This is a genomic window from Flavobacterium sp. AJR (assembly GCF_002156885.1).
GTDB lineage: Bacteria > Bacteroidota > Bacteroidia > Flavobacteriales > Flavobacteriaceae > Flavobacterium.
Genome location: NZ_NCWQ01000074.1, coordinates 33,998 through 51,878 on the forward strand (window position 1 = coordinate 33,998; position 17,881 = coordinate 51,878).

At 32.4% G+C, this 17,881-nt stretch carries 18 protein-coding genes; 10 read left to right on the plus strand and 8 right to left on the minus strand.

All coding sequences use genetic code 11. The features are described from left to right. Window positions 1-9 precede the first annotated feature (9 nt). The 9 genes from B8T70_RS18295 to B8T70_RS18335 all read left to right on the plus strand — a co-directional run bounded on the left by B8T70_RS18295 (window position 10) and on the right by B8T70_RS18335 (window position 9,515). Complete coding sequence (locus tag B8T70_RS18295; protein WP_012025451.1) at window positions 10-327, plus strand: DNA-directed RNA polymerase subunit omega; 318 nt, start codon at window positions 10-12, stop codon at window positions 325-327. 9 nt (window positions 328-336) lie between these two features. Beyond that, window positions 337-1,548 (plus strand): bifunctional phosphopantothenoylcysteine decarboxylase/phosphopantothenate--cysteine ligase CoaBC, encoded by a 1,212-nt coding sequence (gene coaBC / locus B8T70_RS18300; RefSeq protein WP_039120197.1) that lies wholly within the window; start codon window positions 337-339, stop codon window positions 1,546-1,548. Next, window positions 1,541-2,425, plus strand: coding sequence for a DUF4835 family protein (locus B8T70_RS18305; RefSeq protein WP_039113073.1), 885 nt, complete (start codon window positions 1,541-1,543; stop codon window positions 2,423-2,425). The genes coaBC and B8T70_RS18305 overlap by 8 nt, the downstream gene beginning before the upstream one ends. Window positions 2,426-2,476: 51 nt before the next feature. Then, the gene (gene recN / locus B8T70_RS18310) at window positions 2,477-4,129 is read left to right on the plus strand and encodes a DNA repair protein RecN (protein WP_039113072.1); all 1,653 of its coding nucleotides are present in this window, start codon (window positions 2,477-2,479) and stop codon (window positions 4,127-4,129) included. A gap of 107 nt (window positions 4,130-4,236) precedes the next feature. Beyond that, window positions 4,237-5,427: an enoyl-ACP reductase FabV gene (fabV, locus tag B8T70_RS18315; RefSeq protein ID WP_086895768.1), complete on the plus strand. Its 1,191-nt coding sequence runs from the start codon at window positions 4,237-4,239 to the stop codon at window positions 5,425-5,427. Between the two features lie 128 nt (window positions 5,428-5,555). Then, window positions 5,556-6,557 (plus strand): glycosyltransferase family 2 protein, encoded by a 1,002-nt coding sequence (locus B8T70_RS18320; RefSeq protein WP_039120199.1) that lies wholly within the window; start codon window positions 5,556-5,558, stop codon window positions 6,555-6,557. A gap of 1 nt (window position 6,558) precedes the next feature. After that, on the plus strand, window positions 6,559-7,155 hold the full coding sequence (gene coaE / locus B8T70_RS18325) for a dephospho-CoA kinase (RefSeq protein ID WP_086895769.1): 597 nt from the start codon (window positions 6,559-6,561) through the stop codon (window positions 7,153-7,155). A 59-nt stretch (window positions 7,156-7,214) separates the two neighbouring features. Then, entirely contained in the window at window positions 7,215-8,795 is a 1,581-nt protein-coding gene (locus tag B8T70_RS18330; RefSeq protein WP_035620893.1) for a sensor histidine kinase KdpD, read from the plus strand. A 3-nt stretch (window positions 8,796-8,798) separates the two neighbouring features. Then, the gene (locus tag B8T70_RS18335; protein WP_035620894.1) at window positions 8,799-9,515 is read left to right on the plus strand and encodes a response regulator transcription factor; all 717 of its coding nucleotides are present in this window, start codon (window positions 8,799-8,801) and stop codon (window positions 9,513-9,515) included. A 274-nt stretch (window positions 9,516-9,789) separates the two neighbouring features. Here B8T70_RS18335 and B8T70_RS18340 read toward each other — a convergent pair whose 3' ends face one another. From B8T70_RS18340 to B8T70_RS18375, 8 genes are all read right to left on the minus strand, one after another. Continuing rightward, window positions 9,790-10,533, minus strand: a complete 744-nt coding sequence (locus B8T70_RS18340) for an acyl-[acyl-carrier-protein] thioesterase (RefSeq protein WP_086895770.1) — start codon at window positions 10,531-10,533, stop codon at window positions 9,790-9,792. Between the two features lie 12 nt (window positions 10,534-10,545). Beyond that, window positions 10,546-11,469: a tRNA (adenosine(37)-N6)-dimethylallyltransferase MiaA gene (gene miaA, locus B8T70_RS18345; RefSeq protein ID WP_086895771.1), complete on the minus strand. Its 924-nt coding sequence runs from the start codon at window positions 11,467-11,469 to the stop codon at window positions 10,546-10,548. A gap of 154 nt (window positions 11,470-11,623) precedes the next feature. After that, complete coding sequence (locus B8T70_RS18350; RefSeq protein ID WP_039113066.1) at window positions 11,624-12,463, minus strand: ion transporter; 840 nt, start codon at window positions 12,461-12,463, stop codon at window positions 11,624-11,626. Window positions 12,464-12,493: 30 nt separating this feature from the next. Further along, on the minus strand, window positions 12,494-13,855 hold the full coding sequence (locus tag B8T70_RS18355; protein WP_086895772.1) for an exonuclease domain-containing protein: 1,362 nt from the start codon (window positions 13,853-13,855) through the stop codon (window positions 12,494-12,496). A 79-nt stretch (window positions 13,856-13,934) separates the two neighbouring features. Beyond that, a complete protein-coding gene (locus B8T70_RS18360) occupies window positions 13,935-14,288 on the minus strand; it encodes a four helix bundle protein (protein ID WP_086895773.1) in 354 nt (117 codons plus the stop codon). A 39-nt stretch (window positions 14,289-14,327) separates the two neighbouring features. Continuing rightward, entirely contained in the window at window positions 14,328-14,987 is a 660-nt protein-coding gene (locus B8T70_RS18365; protein ID WP_086895774.1) for a YggS family pyridoxal phosphate-dependent enzyme, read from the minus strand. A 14-nt stretch (window positions 14,988-15,001) separates the two neighbouring features. Beyond that, entirely contained in the window at window positions 15,002-15,895 is an 894-nt protein-coding gene (locus B8T70_RS18370; RefSeq protein ID WP_039113062.1) for a 3-hydroxyacyl-CoA dehydrogenase family protein, read from the minus strand. 85 nt (window positions 15,896-15,980) lie between these two features. Continuing rightward, window positions 15,981-16,946: a Gfo/Idh/MocA family protein gene (locus tag B8T70_RS18375; protein WP_039120207.1), complete on the minus strand. Its 966-nt coding sequence runs from the start codon at window positions 16,944-16,946 to the stop codon at window positions 15,981-15,983. Between the two features lie 143 nt (window positions 16,947-17,089). On the opposite strand from B8T70_RS18375, the gene B8T70_RS18380 reads away from it, so the two are divergent. Then, a complete protein-coding gene (locus tag B8T70_RS18380) occupies window positions 17,090-17,731 on the plus strand; it encodes a protein-L-isoaspartate(D-aspartate) O-methyltransferase (protein WP_035620917.1) in 642 nt (213 codons plus the stop codon). Window positions 17,732-17,881 lie beyond the last annotated feature (150 nt).

A 17,881-nucleotide genomic window follows, 5' to 3' on the forward strand; every position in this document is an offset into this window, starting at 1 on the left:
AATAAAGTCATGGATTTAAAAAAGACGAATGCTCCAGTAAATACAATTACCTACAATAAAACGGTTATTGAAGAGCCTACAGGTAATGTGTATGAGGCAATAACTATTATGGCTAAAAGAGCAAATCAAATTAATTCTGAAATTAAAAAGGAATTGACTGAAAAGTTAGAAGAATTTGCTACCTATAATGACAGTCTTGAAGAAGTTTTCGAAAACAAAGAACAAATCGAAGTTTCTAAATTTTACGAAAAATTGCCTAAACCACACGCTTTAGCAGTTCAAGAGTGGTTAGACGGTAAAACATACCACAGAAATTCAAATAAATAATACAGTACCATGTCAGTTTTAAACGGTAAGAAAATTTTACTAGGAGTTTCTGGTGGAATTGCAGCCTATAAAACAGCATCATTAGTACGACTTTTTATAAAAGCAGGTGCCGAGATTCAAGTAATCATGACACCTGCTTCTAAGGATTTTGTAACGCCACTTACGTTATCAACCTTATCAAAAAATCCAGTACATTCTTCTTTCTTTAATCAAGAAGATGAAAATGAAAAATGGAACAATCATGTCGAATTAGGACTTTGGGCCGATTTGATGATTATTGCTCCAGCTACTGCAAATACAATGTCAAAAATGGCAAACGGTACTTGCGATAATCTATTGATAGCAGCTTATTTATCGGCAAAATGTCCAATTTACTTTGCGCCAGCAATGGATTTGGATATGTATAAACATCCCTCAACGTTAGCGAGTTTTTCGTTATTAAAACAGTTCGGAAATACTATTATTCCTGCTGAAAGCGGAGAGTTGGCTAGTGGTTTGTCTGGAGAAGGTCGTATGGCAGAACCAGAAAATATAATTGCATTTTTAGAAGCTGATTTAGAAAGTAAATTACCTCTTAAAGGGAAAAAGTTTTTAATCACAGCTGGTCCAACATACGAAGCAATAGATCCAGTACGTTTTATAGGAAACCATTCCTCAGGAAAAATGGGGTTTGATATTGCATCAGAAGCAGCAAACTTAGGAGCTTCGGTTATTCTTGTTGCAGGACCTACAAATTGTAAAGTAACAAACACATCAGTAAAAGTAATTTCGGTAACATCAGCGCAAGAAATGTATGATGCATGTCATGAGTATTTCTCAGATGTAGATGTTGCAATTGCAGCAGCAGCAGTTGCGGATTATAGACCGAAAATAGTTGCATCGCAAAAAATAAAGAAAGCTTCAGAAGATTTTACAATTGAGCTGGAAAAAACAAAAGATATCTTATTGTCATTAGGGGAAATAAAGAAAAAACAATTTTTAATTGGATTCGCTTTAGAAACTGAAAATGAAATTGAGAATGCAAAGCTGAAAATTCAGAAAAAAAACTTAGATTTGATAGTTCTAAATTCTTTACAGGATAAAGGAGCAGGTTTTGGTGGGGGAACTAACAAAGTTACCTTTATTGATAGGGCTTTTGCCATCGAACCAATGGAATTAAAATCCAAAGAAGCAGTTGCAATTGATATTTTAAATAAGGTGATAAAGCATTTTCATGAATAAAATACTTACTTTTTTGTTGTTTTTAACTTTTGGCCTTACGCAGGCGCAACAGTTAAATTGTACGGTAACCGTAAACTCACAAATGCTTCCTAATGCCAATCAGCAAGTTTTTAAAACATTGCAGACAGCATTGAGCGAATTTGTAAACAATACAGATTGGACAGGGAGTTTGCTAAAGCAAAATGAAAAAATAAACTGTTCGATGTATATTACAATTACATCAAATAACTCAGATCAGTTTTCGGGTACAATACAAATACAATCCTCTCGATTAATTTATAATTCTACTTACTCATCTCCAGTATTCAATTTTAATGATAAGGATTTAAGTTTTAGATATACTGAATTTGAAAATTTATTATACAATCCAAATGTTTTCGAATCAAATCTTGTTTCTATAATGACTTTTTATAGCTACATGATTTTAGGAATGGATGCTGATACTTTTATGCCAGCATTAGGAAATCCTTTTTTCGAGACTGCTCAAAGTATTGCCAATGTAGCTCAACAAGGAGGATATAAAGGCTGGAGTCAGGCTGATGGAGTACAAAATCGTTATTTCTTAATTAACGATATGCTTTCGCCAACATATAATGACTTGAGACAATGTGTTTATGGGTATCATACAGGTTTAGATGTAATGAATCAGGATTTAAAGCTAGCCAAAGAAAAAATTAAAACTTCGTTATCGCTTATAGGGAAACTAAATGCAACGAAACCAAATGCTTTTTTAACGCGTGTCTTTTTTGATGCTAAATCAGATGAAATTGTATCTATATTTACAGGAGGGCCAAGTGTTCCTATAGCAGATTTAGTAGAGAATTTAAATAGAGTTTCGCCAATGAACTCTGCTAAATGGTCGCAGATTAAATTTTAAGCATTCTATTAAGATTGCTTATTTCCAAAACTTATATTACAAAAAAGAGATATGATTACTTCATTGTCAATAAAAAATTATGCACTGATTGAAAAATTATCAATTGATTTTTCAAAAGGCTTTTCTATAATTACTGGTGAAACTGGAGCGGGAAAGTCGATAATATTGGGTGCATTAGGCTTAGTTTTAGGTAAAAGAGCCGATTTGACTTCATTGAAAAATAAAGAAGAAAAATGTGTAATCGAAGCACATTTTAAAATTTCTAAATACAATCTGGAAGCTTTTTTTGAAGCTAATGATTTAGATTATGAAGAAGATACTATTATAAGACGCGAAATCTTGCCTTCGGGAAAATCACGTGCTTTTATAAATGATAGTCCTGTAAATCTTCAGGAATTGCAAGAGTTGAGTTTGTATTTAATAGATATTCATTCGCAACAACAGACCCAGGAACTTTCAGAAGAGAGTGTACAATTTCAGATTATTGATGCAATTGCTGATAATTTTGGTGTTATTACAGATTATCAAAATGTTTTAAAAAAATATAAGTCAGATAAAACAAAGCTGAATTCCCTTCTTAAAAAACAAAGCGAATCGGCTAAAGAACAAGAATACAATACCTTTCTTTTAAATGAATTAGTTGCTGCGCAATTAAAATCAGGACAACAAGAAGAGTTAGAAGAAGAATTTGAAAAACTTAACAATGTTGAGATTATCAAAGAATCATTAGATAAATCTTTGGCTATAGCCAATGAAGAACAATTTGGAGTAATCCAGAATCTTAATGAAATAAAAGCTTCTTTACATAAAATTGCTACTTTCTCAACGGAATATGGAGCTTTGTTTGAAAGAATAACGAGTCTGGCAATAGAGTTTGATGACGTTTCGGGTGAATTGCAAAAAGCATCAGAGAAGTTATTGAATGATCCGGCTCAGCTTGACTTCATCAGTCAGAAATTGCAGGTTATTTATAATCTACAAAAAAAGCATCAAGTTGCTTCGGTTGATGATTTAATTGAAATTCAAACTAAACTAGAAAATTCAGTTCTGGAATTGGGTAATATCGAAGAAGAAATAGCAAAATTAACCACTTCGATTGAGCAAAAAACAATGGAGTTGGATGCTTTTGCAAATAAAATTCATGAAAACAGAATTGCTGCAATACCATTATTGTCAGATAAATTAATAACAATTTTAGAAACATTAGGAATGCCAAATGTTCGTTTTAAAATTGATATTAATTATGGGGAAACATATTTCCCGAACGGAAAAGATGAACTTCAGTTTTTATTTTCTGCAAACAAAGGAACCGATTTTGGGTTACTTAAAAAAGTTGCTTCAGGAGGGGAAATGTCACGTATAATGCTTGCAGTAAAAGCAATTTTGGCACAATACTCTAAATTGCCAACATTAATTTTTGATGAAATCGATACAGGAGTTTCAGGAGAAATTGCTGTTAGAATGGGAGAGATAATGAAAGAGATGAGTCAGCAAATGCAAATCTTTGCAATAACTCATTTACCGCAGATAGCGGCAAAGGGAGAATCTCATTTTAAAGTATTTAAGTCAACAGTAGATGATGATACACAATCAGAATTAAAGCTTCTGTCGCAAGAAGAACGAGTAATGGAAATAGCTCAAATGTTGTCAGGTTCAGTCGTTTCAGATTCGGCTTTAAATCATGCTAAAGCCTTGCTTAACTAAAAAAATGGATTATATTTGTCAATCAAAATAAACGGTCTTGCCAAGTAAAAAACGGTAGTTAAATACCATCATTTTATAAAATAAAAATAAAAAACAGTTCCAAAATTATGATTATAGAACCAAGAATGAGAGGATTCATTTGTTTGACATCACACCCAAAAGGATGCGAGCAAAATGTAAAAAATCAAATAGAATATATAAAATCTAAAGGACCAATTGAAGGTGCTAAAAAAGTATTAGTAATTGGAGCATCAACAGGTTTTGGATTGGCTTCTAGAATTACAAGTGCATTTGGATCTAATGCCGCTACAATTGGAGTGTTTTTTGAAAAACCACCAGTTGAAGGAAAAACAGCTTCTCCAGGATGGTATAACTCAGCAGCTTTTGAAGCAGAAGCTCACAAAGCAGGATTATATGCAAAAAGTATTAATGGTGATGCTTTTTCTAACGAAGTAAAACAACAAACATTAGACTTGATTAAAGCTGACTTAGGTCAGATTGATTTAGTTATTTATAGCTTAGCTTCTCCAGTTCGTTTGCACCCTGTTACAGGAGTATTGCATCGTTCAGTTTTAAAACCAATCGGAAGTACATTTACTAATAAAACTGTTGATTTTCATACAGGAAATGTAACAGAGGTTTCTATCGAGCCATGTACAGAAGAAGAGATTGCTAACACTGTTGCAGTAATGGGCGGTGAAGATTGGTCAATGTGGATGGATGCATTGAAAAAAGAAAACCTATTAGCTCCTGGAGCTACAACAGTTGCTTATTCTTATATTGGGCCATCTTTAACAGAGGCAGTTTACCGTAAAGGAACTATCGGTCGTGCTAAAGATGATTTAGAAGCTACGGCATTTGCTATTACAGATAGTTTAAAAGATTTAGACGGAAAAGCATACGTTTCAGTAAATAAAGCATTAGTTACACAAGCAAGTTCTGCAATTCCAGTTATTCCTTTATATATCTCATTATTGTACAAAATTATGAAAGCCGAAGGTCTTCATGAAGGATGTATCGAGCAAATTCAGCGTTTGTTCCAAGATAGATTATATACAGGAAAAACAATTCCTACAGACGAAAAAGGAAGAATCCGTATCGATGATTGGGAAATGCGTGAAGATGTTCAGGAAAAAGTAGCTAAGTTATGGTTGGAAGCAACTACAGAAACATTGCCGGCAATTGGTGATTTGGCTGGATACAGAAATGACTTTTTAAACCTATTCGGATTTGAATTTGAAGGAGTAGATTACAAAGCAGACACAAACGAAGTAGTTGGGATAGAAAGTATCAAATAATCCAACTGAATTTATATAATTATTTAAAACCATCAACCCAAAGTTGGTGGTTTTTTTATGGATATAACTTACCTTTGTTAAAATTTTACAGTTAAAACAAATACTACCTTAATACCGCATACCTAATTATGGTGTTTTCTTTAATTATACCAGTGTATAATCGTCCTGACGAAGTTGATGAGCTATTAGAAAGCTTATTATTATCTGAATATAAAGAGCCTTTTGAAATCGTACTTGTAGAAGATGGTTCAACATTGCCATGCGATGACATCGTTCAGAAATATCAAGGAAAATTAAATATTTCCTATTATTTTAAAGAAAATTCAGGACCTGGAGATTCCAGAAATTTTGGAATGCGTAAAGCATTAGGAGATTACTTTATCATTTTTGATTCAGATTGTATTATCCCGCCGGATTATTTATCAGAAGTTGATAAAGCACTAAGAGAAGATTATGTAGATTGTTTTGGTGGTCCGGATAAAGCATTGGCTAGTTTTTCAAATATTCAGAAAGCAATTAATTTTGCCATGACATCTTTCCTTACAACAGGAGGGATAAGAGGAGGCTCAGAGAAAATAGGCAAGTTCCAGCCGCGTAGCTTTAATATGGGATTATCTAGAAAAGGATTTGAAGCATCAAAAGGATTTGGAAACATTCACCCTGGCGAAGACCCTGATTTGTCTATACGTTTATGGAATTTAGGTTTCGAAACCAGACTTTTCTCTAAAGCTTACGTATATCATAAACGAAGAATCGATTGGGATAAATTTTCGATTCAGGTAAATAAATTTGGAAAAGCCAGACCAATACTTAATAGTTGGTATCCCCAATATAATAAACTTACTTTTTTCTTTCCAACTTGTTTTATTTTAGGACTTGTTTTGGCAGTTATTATATTGCTGTTTTTCAATATTGATATATTGTTGCAATTGTATTTTGTTTATTTTGTCATAATTTTTATAGTATCGACAATTCAAAATAAGAGTTTAAAAATTGGATTTTTATCAGTTATTGCAGTTTGGAAGCAATTTTATGGTTACGGAATTGGGTTTTTAGAATCATTTATTAAGATAATAATCTTAAAGAAAAAACCACAAGAAGCATTTCCGGGATTATTTTTTAAGATTTAATATGACAAAAGTAATAGGCTTAACAGGAGGTATTGGTAGTGGTAAAACTACCATAGCAGGGTATTTTAATGAAATGGGAATTCCTGTTTATATTGCCGATGATGAGGCTAAAAAAGTCATGCAATCCGATGAAATAATTGCCGCTATTCATGAAACTTTTGGTGCTGAAATTTTTGATAATAATACATTAAATAGAGCCAAATTGGCTGATATTGTTTTTAATAATGCAGATAAATTAGCATTACTCAATGCAATTGTACATCCTGCTGTAAAAATGGATTTTGAGAATTGGTTACTAAAGCATAAAAAAGAGCCCTATATAATTTACGAAGCAGCAATTTTGTTTGAAAGCGGACGTTATAAAGAATGTGACATTATAATTACGGTTACCGCACCCCAGGAAACCAGAATTGAGAGGGTAATGAATCGCGATAAAACTACTCGCGAACATGTTTTAAAAAGGATGAATATGCAATGGAACGATGAACAGCGTTTTGCTAATAGTAATTATATTATTCATAATTTGAATCTTAAAATTGCGAAGCAAGAAGTTGTTAAAATTCTTAAAATTTTAAATATTAAACAAAATCACTCTTAAATGTTAATATTTGGTTAATGTATTATTTAGTATATTGTTAAAATATTAATTTTGTTTCGATGAATAAATTGTTTTTTAGAATTCTTGTTTTATTGATGAGTTTATCCTTAATAGGGATAATTCTTGTTCAGGTTTATTGGTTTACTTCTTCGTTTAAAAATAATGACGAACAGTTTAAGTTTCATGTTAAACAAGTTATTGGAAATGTAGCCGATAAGCTACAACAGCAAGAAGCCTATAGTTTTTATGATAAATACAATCATTATAAAGATAGTACAGGTAAAGTACCACAAAAAAATGATTTGTTAGAATTTTATTACGTTCAAAAAAATCCTAGAACAAATAAAACAATTGTATATTCAAATAGTATTATATCAGAAGATTATAATATAAATGGCTCGTTCTTTGATAAGAAATTTAGTAGCGAAAGGTTTAAGAATTTTAATTCTAAGCGTACAACCGAAGTTTATAATAATAACAGTATAGATAATTCGTTGCAACAAAGCATAATACCAGATGTAAAGATTGAGAAATCAGGAAATCTGGATGTTTTAGATAATGCGCAATTTGAGATATTCTTTAAAGACATTGCTTCGGCAATGCCAATTAACGAAAGGATCACTAAAGAGAAGCTACAAAAGCTTCTGAAAAAAGAATTAGAAGAGTACGGTGTAAAAACAAAATTCGAGTTTGGAATTTATAGTAGTGGTATTGCTACCAAAATTAAATCGGATGGATTTAAATATGATAAAGAATCAACCTACTCGATACCAATTTTTGCAGATAATGAAGGGAATAACAAATATGAGTTATCGGTAACATTTCCTCACAAGAAGAAATTTTTACTATCAGAGTTAGTAAGTATAACCATATTGTCAATCATATTTACGCTTATTATTATAATTGCTTATACAAGTGCATTAAATCAGTTAATACGTCAGAAGCATATATCTGAAATTAAAACAGATTTTATAAATAATATGACGCATGAGTTTAAAACTCCAATTGCAACAATAAATCTGGCTTTGGATGCCATTAAAAATCCTAAAATAATCGAAGATAAAGAGAAGGTCTTTAGGTACCTTCAGATGATACGGGACGAGAATAAACGAATGCACGCTCAGGTTGAGAATGTATTACGAATCTCTAAATTAGAGAAAAGTGAATTGGATATCAACAAAGAACCGACCGAAATCCATGGGATTATCGATGATGCAATTGAGCATGTAAGTTTGATTCTTGAGGATAGACAAGGTACTATTACAAATCATTACGATGCAGCCAGAGCGACAGCATTAATTAATGAAGTACATTTTACCAACGTCTTAGTTAATATCTTAGAGAATGCTATAAAGTATTCGCCAGGTATTCCTAAAATAGAAATTTTTACAGAGAACATTAAAGATATGATTCTTATAAAAGTAAAAGATAATGGGTTAGGAATGAGTAAAGTGGCTCAAAAAAGAGTTTTTGAGAAATTTTACAGAGAACACACGGGAGATTTACATAATGTTAAAGGCCACGGATTGGGCTTATCATATGTAAAAAGGATAGTAGAAGACCATAATGGTCAAGTCTATGTAGAAAGTGAAAAAGGGAAAGGTAGTACCTTTATAATAAAAATACCACTAATAAATTAAAATATGGAAAATATCAATAAAAGAATTCTTTTAGTAGAAGATGACCTTAATTTTGGTGCAGTTCTTAAAGACTATTTAATGCTAAATGACTTTGAAGTTACATTGGCAAAAAACGGAATGGAAGGCTTCGAGAAATTCAAGAAAGACGTATACGACTTATGTATTCTTGATGTCATGATGCCATATAAGGACGGATATACATTAGCAAAAGAAATCAGAGAGAAAAATAGCGAAGTGCCTATTATCTTTTTAACAGCAAAATCAATGAAAGAGGACGTGTTAAAAGGGTACAAAGCAGGAGCAGATGATTATTTGAACAAGCCATTTGATTCAGAAGTATTATTAATGAAAATCAAAGCGATTATTCAAAGAAAATCTTCTGATACTAAAGCTGAGCAAGTTCAGTTTGAGTTTAACATTGGTAAATTTCATTTAAATTCAAAACTTAGATTTTTAACTTTTGAAAATGAAGAGCCAATAAAGTTATCTCCAAAAGAAAACGAATTATTGAAAATGTTAATCCTTCATGAAAATGATTTAATGCCAAGAGAATTAGCATTAACAAAAATCTGGAGAGATGATAATTATTTTACTTCAAGAAGTATGGATGTTTATATCGCCAAACTTAGAAAGTATCTTAAACCAGACGAAGATGTTGAAATTCTTAACATCCACGGTGAAGGTTTTAGACTAGTTGTTAAAAACAAAGTAACTGCATAAATTAAAAAGCTTCGAGAAATCGGAGCTTTTTTTTGTAACTATTTCCCGCTTTCCGTTACAAGATTTTTCATAAAAAAGGCATTTCCTATGATTAAAAACGAGCTTCCGCTGGTCGCTGTTTTTATTCAGGAAATGTTTTTTTTATTTCAAAATGCTTTTCACTACAATCAGGGTTAAGAGATGTTTGTTTAAAATAGAATATGAAGATTTTAATTGATAATCCTGCAAGGTTTTTTAACCTTGCAGGATATTAAAAATGTTAGTTCTGAAAACCTTATTTCTTCCAGTTAAGTTGTAATGCGAAGCAAGATTTATCGCCTTTTGTAATACTAAAAGTTGAATTGTCTTCAGTTTCACTTTCGTGTATTACAACAGCATCATTTAAGGATAATTCTTTTAGGAAATTCATTTCGAAACTTTCTATTTTCTGATTCAGAATATGTTTTGGGTCAACGTGATCCAAACACCATTCTAAGTATTTTACATTATTGGCATGGTTTACTATATCTAAATCGGATAGATAAACAGTTTTTTCAAAAACTGATTCTTTTTCTGGATTGATATTAATTTTAGAGAAACCTTCTTTTGTAGCTCTGTTATCTGGATATAACTCAAAATGGTCATAAGGAAGTGCTAATCCTTCAGGGCGACGTGCTTTTGTATTAAAAACTGCCCAGAATGTCTCGCTACCAATTATTTTTTTGCCGTTTACATACATTTCTAATGCACGAACAGAACGGGAATTCTCCAGACTGTTAATCCATGTTTTTACCGTTACTACATCTTGCCATTTAGGCAAAGCAGTAACTTCTACACGCATGCGGCTTAAAACCCAAGCTTGATCGAATTCCTGCATATCTGTAAAACTAATTCCTCCAACTTCTGAGTGGGCTGCGGCTGTTAGTTGTAAAAGATTGCACATATCGGTATATTTTAAATATCCATTTGGCGTACATTGTGTAAAATTGATTTCCCAGTCTTTGCTTAATACAGACGTGAAATTTGGTGAGATTGGCATGAGTCCTTTATCTTATTTTTTTATACTTTCTTCGATGAAGTTTATTATCTCATTTTTTGGAGTGAGATAATCAAACCATTTTGTGTTTTCATTGCGTTTGAACCAAGTTAACTGACGTTTTGCAAAGCGTCGGGTGTTTTTCTTGATTTCTTCGATTGCAAAGGGCAACGTAAATTCTTCATCAAAATAACTAAATAATTCTCGATATCCGACCGTTTGTAGTGCATTTAACGCTTTGTTAGGATAAAGGCTTTGTGCTTCTTCTAGTAAACCTTGGTTAAGCATTATGTCAACACGTTGGTTTATTCGGTCGTAAATTACAGCTCTGTCAGCTTCTAAACCAATTAAGACAGGAGTGAAGTTTCGATTATTCTTTTTCTGATTTAAAAACGATGAATATGGCTTTCCTGTTCCTAAACAAACTTCGACAAAGCGCATCATTCGTTGCGGATTTTGTAATGTCTGTGGATTTTCGATAGTCAGTTTATCGTAATAAGCAGTATCTAATTTTTTTAATTGCTCTTGTAGATACAAAATTCCGTTTTGTTCGTATTCTAGTGCTACTTTTTCGCGAATTGTTGTATCGATTTCAGGAAATTCATCAAACCCTTTTAATACAGCATCTACATATAATCCTGAGCCACCTACAAGAATTACATAATCATTGTGTTGGAACAGTTCTTCTAACTTGGTTATAGCTTCTTTTTCGTAATCGCCTACGGTATAGTTTTCGAAAATAGATATATTCTGGATAAAATGGTGTTTAGCAGCCTGTAGTTCGTCTTGATTGGGTACGGCTGTACCAATTGTCATTTCTTTGAAAAACTGACGGCTATCGCACGATATTATCTCGCACTTAAAATGTTGTGCCAAAGCAATACTTAAGGCAGTTTTACCTATAGCTGTTGGTCCGACGATGGTGATTAAGTATTTCATATTTTTTAGCCCAGATGGAAACGTAAACCCCGGACTTAGATTTGTTTATTTTTTTTGGTATAAAAGAGCGACTTTATGAAGCTCCTTTTATGCCTTAAAAAAATTACGAATGTAAGGAGGAGTTGTAGTACACAGCTGGAAATGGCTTCATAAATTAATTATCGGGTAATGTTTCGCCACATTCATAGCAATATTTTGCATTATCAAAATGAACTTGGGAATTACATTTTAGACATTTCTTTTTTGTACTGATAGAGTTGCTTTTCAGGCTGCTTTTGGCAAATTCGGCTGTAACGATTCCGGTAGGAACTGCAATGATTCCGTAACCCATAATCATAACCAATGAGGCTAAAAATTGTCCTATTGGCGATGCTGGCGAGATATCACCATAACCTACGGTTGTTAGGGTTACAATTGCCCAGTAAATACCCATTGGGATGCTGGTAAAGCCGCTTTCTTTGCCTTCGACTACGTACATTAATGAGCCAATAATTACTGCACTAATAACTACAAAATAGATGAATACAAGGATTTTTTCTTTACTGGCTTCCATTGCTTCGCGAAGCTGTATGGATTGCTGTGAGATTTGTGGGATATGTAAAATCTTAAACAATCGGAAGAAACGTAGCACCCTCACAATTGTTAAAACATTTGTAGCAGGAAAAAATATAGATAAATACATGGGTAATATCGCCATTAAATCGATGATTCCATAAAAGCTAAAAACATATTTTATGGGTTTTTGTATCGAAATAATACGTAGAATGAACTCTATGGTAAAGAATACGGTGATTATCCATTCGCAAATAAGAAGTTGTGTATGGTATCTTTGATTGATTCCTTCTACGGTATCCATCATAACCAATAATACGCTTAGTAAAATAAGTCCTAGAAGTACCAAATCGAACAAGCGCCCTAAAACGGTATTGGTACCATAAAGGATGATTTGGGTTTTTTGCCTAAAAAGGTCGTATTTGGATTTTATTCTTGACATATCTGCGAAGATACTGAAAGTTAATATGTATTAAAAATGAATTACTTTTAATGATTTGCTTTTTCTCATGTAATTCTGAATTATGCTTTTGGCATCACGATTGTTTTGCATCGGAATTATGATATTTTTCAGGATTTCGATGTTGGTAATTTGATAGTTTAAATCGTAAAAAGCATAGCCTTTATAAACACCATTTTCTATTAATACTGCGCTGCGCTCGTTTACAGTTCGCCCACGGTCTATTAAAATCATGTTTTTGTTTTCGAAACTATAATCGGTAATAAAGTTTTGAACTCTTGCATTATATTCTTCGGGAGTGATTTCTCCGATACATGCACCGTCGCATTCTTTTATTTTATATTGAAAACATTCTTTCTTAGTGAGATATAAACCAGTCAGTTTTTGGCACAATTTGTATTTATCGGTGATGAAAAACAAAGCGTTTTTTCCTTCTTGTAAACTTCCGTAAGAGGTGATTTCTTTTTTGCGTCCGTCGGTTTTCTGAAGTTTTAAGTTTAGATAACCGTTTTTGTCTTTTTCGGCGTATAATGAAAGCGGAAAAATAGTTTTTTTCTGCGAACGATTGTATTTGGGTTTATTGACTTTTATTTCTTCGCTTTCTTTTAAAAGCGCAATAAGTTCGCTTCCTGTTTCATCATAAGTTACTGTAAATACTTCGGCTTGGATTTTTTTGCTTTTGGTATTCGTTCCTGTAAAATGCTGATTGATGCGTTTTTTTATGTTTCGGCTTTTGCCAATGTATATTAAATTTCCGCTTTCGTTATGAATGTAGTATACACCTGTTTTTGTAGGTGCTTGCGCTACAATATCTAATAACTTTGGCGCAATTCCTTTTTCGACTTCTAGTTTTATGAAGTCTTTTATGATTGTTTTTTCGGTATCTTTTTCCAGAAGCATTTTGAACAACTTTACTGTTGCCATTGCATCACCATTGGCACGATGTCTGTCGGCCATTGGAATTCCTAGTGCGCGAACTAGTTTTCCTAAGCTATAAGAAGGTTGTTCTGGAATTAATTTTTTGGCAAGTTCGACTGTACAAAGCGTTTTGGCTTCGAAATCATAACCTAAACGGCGAAATTCTGTGCGTAAGATTCTGTAATCAAAAGAGGCGTTATGTGCTACGATAACACAATCGGAAGTAATTTCTATAATTCGTTTAGCAACTTCAAAAAACTTTGGTGCTGAACGTAGCATTGCATTACTAATACCTGTAAGTTTTACAACAAATGGCTGAATGGGAATTTCCGGGTTCACCAGACTAATGAATTGGTCGACTACTTCATGACCATCAAATTTATAGATGGCAATTTCGGTAATTCCTTCTTCATTAAACTGTCCTCCAGTTGTTTCTATGTCTAGTATTGCGTACATTATCAATGTCAATTTCAAAAATCAATTTCAATATCAAAGTCAATAATAATCCTTAAAATTACTATTGTCGTTGTGATTGTTATTGACTGTTTTTATTTATTATCATTTTTGATGAAATTGCAATAAGTTGTTCTACTTCAATTAGAAGTTTATTTCTTTTATCGTTATCACCTTCTTTAATATAATTCAGAATTTTTAATGAGTTTCTTGATTCTTTTAACTCTTTTGCTACTAATGAAACTTTAAAAATAAAATCTTTATCAGTAATTGTACCTTGGGCTTCTCCAAAATTTAAGGAAGCGCTTCCGGATGATCTGATTAATTGATTTTTATAATATTCATTTTCAAATAATTTCTCCAATTGCCTTGTAAAGAAAATACATTCTCCTGCAAAACGAACTAACCTATCATCAAAATTGAATATTTTTTCCATTAAGTATTGTTTTTTGCAATTGATATTGATTTTTGAAATTTATCTCCCTCCAAATATACTACTTCCAATTCTAACCATGGTACTTCCACATTCTATGGCAAGTTGGTAATCTCCGGACATTCCCATCGAAACAGTATTCAGTTTACAGTTTACAGGTTTTGTAGCTTGTAAAGAGTCAAAAATAGACTTTAAATGTGTGAATTCTTTTTTTATTTGGTTTTGATTTTCTGTAAAAGTTGCCATTCCCATTAAACCTAAAATTTGAATGTTTTTCATATTATGAAAATCTTCTGAGGCTAGGAGTGATGTGAGTTCTTTTTCGTCAAGACCAAATTTTGTTTCTTCTTCGGCAATATGCATTTGAAGCAGGCAATCTATAACTCGGTTGTTTTTTAACGCTTGTTTATTGATTTCCTGCAATAATTTTAAACTATCAACACCATGAATCAAGCTTACAAACGGAGCCATAAATTTTACTTTATTTGTTTGTACATGTCCAATCATGTGCCATTGGATGTCTTTTGGCATTTCTTCCCATTTGTCTGCCATTTCCTGGATTTTATTTTCTCCAAAAATGCGTTGACCAGCTTCGTAGGCTTCCATTAAATCGGTAACGGGTTTGGTTTTAGAAACCGCAACTAATGTTACATGTTCTGGTAGAGAAGCTTTTATGGTACTTAGATTTACTTTAATAGACATTGTCTTTTTGTTTTTTATGAAATGATAAATTGCTTTGAGATTTTCTCTGCTTTTTTACTTTCACTATAATCATAGAATCCTTCGCCAGATTTCACTCCTAATTTCCCAGCTCTAACCATATTTACCAATAAAGGACAGGGTGCGTATTTAGGATTTTTGAAACCGTCGTACATTACATTTAAGATTGCTAAACATACGTCAAGACCAATAAAATCGGCTAGTTGCAATGGTCCCATCGGGTGTCCCATTCCTAGTTTCATTACTGTATCTATTTCGTAGACACCTGCTACTTTATTATATAACGTTTCGATTGCTTCGTTTAGCATAGGCATTAAAATTCTATTTGCCACAAAACCTGGATAATCGTTTACTTCAACTGGAGTTTTACCTAGTTTTACAGATAATTCCATGATGATTTTGGTAACTTCATCGCTAGTATTATAACCGCGAATAATTTCTACCAATTTCATAATTGGCACCGGATTCATAAAGTGCATCCCGATAACACGCTCTGGATGAGTTACAACAGCTCCGATTTGTGTTATAGAAATAGATGAAGTATTGGTCGCTAAAATTGTATTATGCGAACAAGCTTCGTTTAATTGCTTAAAAATATTCAGTTTTAAATCGATGTTTTCTGTTGCTGCTTCTACAACTAAATCAACACCTACAACACCATCTTTGATATCGGTATAGGTAATAATATTAGTTATTGTTTTAGCTTTTTCTTCTTCAGTAATACTTCCTTTTGCAAGCATTCTGTCTAAATTAGCGGCAATAGTTGCCATTCCTTTATCCAACGATTTTTCGGAAACATCAATTAGTTTTACTACAAAACCACTTTGTGCAAACGTATGAGCGATTCCGTTACCCATTGTTCCTGCACCGATTACAGCAATTGTTTTCATATTATTTAAGTACTATATTTTATAATTTTAGCCACAAACTCACAAATTAATTCGTGAATTTATGGCTAACTTTTTTAAGATTATTTTATTTGTTAAAACAGTCAATAATTTGGTAAGCTACTCTTAAAGCATCTGTTGCTTGTTCAAGAGTTACCACTGGAGCTGTATTTGTATTGATTGCATTTGCAAAAGATTCTAATTCATCAAGAATTGCGTTGTTTTGCTCTACATCTGGATTTGTAAAATAGATTTGTTTTTTTACACCTTCAGCATTTTGCAAAATCATATCAAAATCACCTGGAACTTCAGGAGCATCTTTCATACGAACAACCTCACACTTCTTTTCTAAAAAGTCAACCGAAATATAAGCATCTCTTTGGAAAAAACGTGTTTTACGCATATTTTTCATCGAAATTCTGCTTGCTGTTAAGTTGGCAACACAACCGTTTTCAAATTCAATTCGGGCATTGGCAATATCTGGAGTGTCGCTAATAACTGAAACTCCACTAGCATTGATACTTTTTACTTTAGATTTTACGACGCTTAAAATGGCATCGATATCATGAATCATTAAATCTAAAACTACAGGAACATCTGTACCACGAGGATTAAATTCGGCCAAACGATGTGTTTCTATAAACATCGGATTTTCAATCATGTTTTTTGTCGCTATGAATGCTGGATTAAAGCGTTCTACATGTCCTACTTGACCTTTTACGTTATATTCTTTTGCTAAAGCGATAATTTCTTCAGCTTCTTCAACAGTATTCGAAATAGGTTTTTCGATAAAGATATGTTTTCCTGATTTTATGGCAACTTTAGCACATTTATAATGAGATAATGTTGGGGTTACAATATCAATTACATCTACAGCGTGTATTAACTTGGCAATTGTATTGAAATTTTTATAACCGAATTCTTTGGAAATTTTCTCGGCGTTTTCTTGATTTTGGTCATAAAAACCAACTAATTCATATTTATCAGATTGTTGTAATAAACGTAAATGTATTTTACCTAAGTGACCAGCACCTAAAACTCCTACTTTTAACATGAGAATGTATTTTTAACAAAAATATAATTTATTTGTTGAAAGTGAAAGTGAATGCTTTAAAGTTTTAGTAATTTAATATTTAAGAATCAATATTTGAATTACTATTTACTTTCTTATTTTTACCAAAAATTAAATAATAAACATTGAAAGACACTGCCAAACATCAAGGACTTCGGAATCAATTAGTAAGCACTTTACAACAAAAGGGAATTACCGATAAAGCTGTTTTGGAAGCGATAAAAAAAATTCCAAGACACCTTTTTTTGAACTCTAGCTTTGAAGATTATGCTTATCAGGACAAGGCTTTCCCGATTGGTGCGGGGCAAACTATTTCTCAACCTTACACTGTTGCGTTTCAATCGCAGCTGTTAGAAGTTAAAAAAGACCATAAAGTATTAGAAATTGGTACTGGGTCAGGGTATCAAACTGCAGTATTATATATGTTGGGTGCCAAAGTATTTAGTGTCGAAAGACAAAATGAACTGTTTAAAACAACATCTGTTTTATTTCCTAAATTAGGAATTCGTCCGAAACACCTTTCTTTTGGAGATGGTTATAAAGGATTACCTACTTATGCACCATTTGATAGTATAATTGTAACTGCCGGAGCGCCATTTATTCCGCAACCATTAATGGCACAATTAAAAATAGGAGGAAGGTTAGTAATTCCGCTAGGAGAAGACGTTCAGATTATGACGTTGTTAATTCGTAAAAACGAAACACAATTTGAAAAACATGAGTTTGGAGAATTTAGATTCGTTCCTTTATTAGAAGATAAAAACTAAAATATTTTTGGTATTGTTAGCCAAAAAGTAAAGAATTTTACCATTAAGAAATTAAGTTTCTTTAAACTTCAGATTTCTTAATGGTTTTTTTAGCTACAGATTTTTCAGATTAAAATGATTTCTCGATTAAGTATCTTAGTTTTATTTTAG

What these genes read in the sequence shown, in the direction of transcription:
- B8T70_RS18340 (WP_086895770.1), bottom strand. Translation starts at nt 10,533, where the DNA reads ATGCCAATCTCACCAAATTTCACGTCTGTATTAAGCAAAGACTGGGAA.
- B8T70_RS18350 (WP_039113066.1), bottom strand. Translation starts at nt 12,463, where the DNA reads ATGTCAAGAATAAAATCCAAATACGACCTTTTTAGGCAAAAAACCCAA.
- B8T70_RS18335 (WP_035620894.1), top strand. Translation starts at nt 8,799, where the DNA reads ATGGAAAATATCAATAAAAGAATTCTTTTAGTAGAAGATGACCTTAAT.
- B8T70_RS18330 (WP_035620893.1), top strand. Translation starts at nt 7,215, where the DNA reads ATGAATAAATTGTTTTTTAGAATTCTTGTTTTATTGATGAGTTTATCC.
- B8T70_RS18320 (WP_039120199.1), top strand. Translation starts at nt 5,556, where the DNA reads ATGGTGTTTTCTTTAATTATACCAGTGTATAATCGTCCTGACGAAGTT.
- B8T70_RS18355 (WP_086895772.1), bottom strand. Translation starts at nt 13,855, where the DNA reads ATGTACGCAATACTAGACATAGAAACAACTGGAGGACAGTTTAATGAA.
- recN (WP_039113072.1), top strand. Translation starts at nt 2,477, where the DNA reads ATGATTACTTCATTGTCAATAAAAAATTATGCACTGATTGAAAAATTA.
- B8T70_RS18295 (WP_012025451.1), top strand. Translation starts at nt 10, where the DNA reads ATGGATTTAAAAAAGACGAATGCTCCAGTAAATACAATTACCTACAAT.
- coaBC (WP_039120197.1), top strand. Translation starts at nt 337, where the DNA reads ATGTCAGTTTTAAACGGTAAGAAAATTTTACTAGGAGTTTCTGGTGGA.
- B8T70_RS18305 (WP_039113073.1), top strand. Translation starts at nt 1,541, where the DNA reads ATGAATAAAATACTTACTTTTTTGTTGTTTTTAACTTTTGGCCTTACG.
- fabV (WP_086895768.1), top strand. Translation starts at nt 4,237, where the DNA reads ATGATTATAGAACCAAGAATGAGAGGATTCATTTGTTTGACATCACAC.
- miaA (WP_086895771.1), bottom strand. Translation starts at nt 11,469, where the DNA reads ATGAAATACTTAATCACCATCGTCGGACCAACAGCTATAGGTAAAACT.
- coaE (WP_086895769.1), top strand. Translation starts at nt 6,559, where the DNA reads ATGACAAAAGTAATAGGCTTAACAGGAGGTATTGGTAGTGGTAAAACT.
- B8T70_RS18360 (WP_086895773.1), bottom strand. Translation starts at nt 14,288, where the DNA reads ATGGAAAAAATATTCAATTTTGATGATAGGTTAGTTCGTTTTGCAGGA.
- B8T70_RS18370 (WP_039113062.1), bottom strand. Translation starts at nt 15,895, where the DNA reads ATGAAAACAATTGCTGTAATCGGTGCAGGAACAATGGGTAACGGAATC.
- B8T70_RS18375 (WP_039120207.1), bottom strand. Translation starts at nt 16,946, where the DNA reads ATGTTAAAAGTAGGAGTTTTAGGTGCTGGTCACTTAGGTAAAATACAT.
- B8T70_RS18365 (WP_086895774.1), bottom strand. Translation starts at nt 14,987, where the DNA reads ATGTCTATTAAAGTAAATCTAAGTACCATAAAAGCTTCTCTACCAGAA.